We start from the raw sequence: 1,778 nt of genomic DNA on the forward strand, positions 1-1,778 counted from the left end.
CGGCGGGCCGTGCGGACCCCGGTCACGTCGACGTCGAGGATCCGACGGCCCACCACGTGGGTCTCGAGGCCGCGACGCACCACCTCGACCTCGGGGAGCTCCGGCATGTCAGCCCGTGGCCCGGTCCAGGGCCGCCCAGGCCTGCTCGGCGGCCTTCTGCTCGGCTTCCTTCTTGGTCCGGCCGACGCCCTGACCCAGCGGGTCGTCGCCGACCAGGGCCACCGCGGTGAAGGTCTTGTCGTGGTCCGGTCCGGTGGAGGTGATCTCGTACCGTGCCTTGGGTCGGCCGAGCGCCGAGCACTTCTCCTGAAGACTGGTCTTCCAGTCGAGCGCCGCTCCCAGGGTGGGGACCACGCGGAGCCGCTCACCGATGATCCCCTCGACGATCCCCCTCGCCACGTCCAGACCGTGGGTCAGGTACACGGCGCCGAAGACGGCCTCCAGGGTGTCTGCCAGGATCGAGTGCTTGTCCCGTCCGCCGGTCAACTCCTCCCCCCTGCCGAGCCGTAGTAGCGCTCCCAACCCCGTCGGGCCCAGCTCGCGGGCGATGTCGGCCAGAACGTAGGTGTTGACCAGACTGGCCCGGATCTTCGCGAGGTCACCCTCCGGGCGGTCCGGGTAGGCGGCGTAGAGATGCTCGGTCACGATGAGTTCCAGAACGGCGTCTCCGAGGAACTCGAGCCGCTCGTTATGGGGTAGCCCGCCGTGCTCGTAGGCGTACGACCTGTGGGTCAGAGCCTGTGCGGCCAGGTCCGCGGGGAGCCGCACCCCCAGGACCGCATCGAGCTCGGGGGCGGGGTCCGTCACCCGGCCCCCTCGTCGGTCCCGGGGTCCGCGAACTTCTCGGCCAGTCCGGCCCATCGCGGATCGATGCGTCCCTCGGTGTCGCCGGAGACACCGTCCGGCGCGGGGGTGTCGGGGTTGACGCAGACACTGTGGCCGTAATCCGTGCACGTGGGCGACATCGGGAACTCCAGGCCGAATGCGTCGACCAGAGCCGGTTCCAGGTCCAGCAGATCGCCGTCGAGCAGACGCACCTCGTCCTGCTCCACCCCGTCGGCGGCGGCCGTGCCCTCGGCGGCGTACATCTCCGTGAGATCCACGGAGACCTCGGTGGTGAACTCGCCGAGACACCGTGCGCACTCCACCGAGGCGCGTCCGGCGACGGAGCCGGTCACCAGGACTCCTTCCTCGACGAAAGTCAGGTCCAGGTCCAGGTCGACCTCGTCACCCTCGGGGATGCGGATCAACTCGACCCCGATCGACGACGGCAGGACCGCGGCGCGCCGGACCTGCGTCATCGCACCCGGCGACCGGGTGATGCTGCGGGTGTCGAGGACGAGGGAATCGGCGGCCGGGCGGCCTTGATGTCGGGGGCGGGAGGTGGTGGACACGCCCAGCAGACTACCCGTCGTCGGTCAGTAGTCCCCGTACCCGTCGCCGTAGTGATCGCCCTCGCGCGCCCCGCGCCGGCCGTGGGCCTCACGCCGGCCGATCGGGGCGACCCCGTGGAGTTCCTCGCGCCCGCGGGACACGGTGCGGAGGGTCGAGCCGAGGAACTCCTCGAACCGCGCCATCTTGTCGTCGATGTAGGCGTCGCATTCCTCGCGCCGACGATCGCTCTCCGCGTGCGCGGCGTCCCGGATCCGGCTGGCCTCCTCGTCGGCGATCCGGACGACCTCGGACTCCGACAGCATCCGCTGCTGCTCCTGGCGGGCCTCGGTGATGGTGCGGTCGTAGATGACGTTGGCCTGTTCCACCAGCCGGTCGGACTCGGC

Annotated in this window: 3 protein-coding genes and 1 pseudogene; all 4 read right to left on the bottom strand. The window is 70.8% G+C overall.

Annotation, left to right across the window (positions count from 1 at the left end):
- A partial coding sequence (locus tag G6026_RS12215) for a DNA-formamidopyrimidine glycosylase family protein (RefSeq protein WP_277815609.1) occupies nucleotides 1-107 on the bottom strand: 107 nt, incomplete at its 3' end.
- Nucleotide 108: 1 nt separating this feature from the next.
- Nucleotides 109-807: a ribonuclease III gene (gene rnc, locus G6026_RS12220; protein WP_182613338.1), complete on the bottom strand. Its 699-nt coding sequence runs from the start codon at nucleotides 805-807 to the stop codon at nucleotides 109-111.
- The gene (locus G6026_RS12225) at nucleotides 804-1,394 is read right to left on the bottom strand and encodes a DUF177 domain-containing protein (protein ID WP_107756659.1); all 591 of its coding nucleotides are present in this window, start codon (nucleotides 1,392-1,394) and stop codon (nucleotides 804-806) included. Before G6026_RS12225 ends, rnc begins: the two co-directional genes overlap by 4 nt.
- A 24-nt stretch (nucleotides 1,395-1,418) precedes the next feature.
- Nucleotides 1,419-1,778: pseudogene (locus G6026_RS12230) on the bottom strand (DivIVA domain-containing protein); the annotation flags it as partial.

Origin of the sequence: Dietzia sp. DQ11-38-2 (assembly GCF_014145055.1) — a bacterium.
Lineage (GTDB): Bacteria > Actinomycetota > Actinomycetes > Mycobacteriales > Mycobacteriaceae > Dietzia.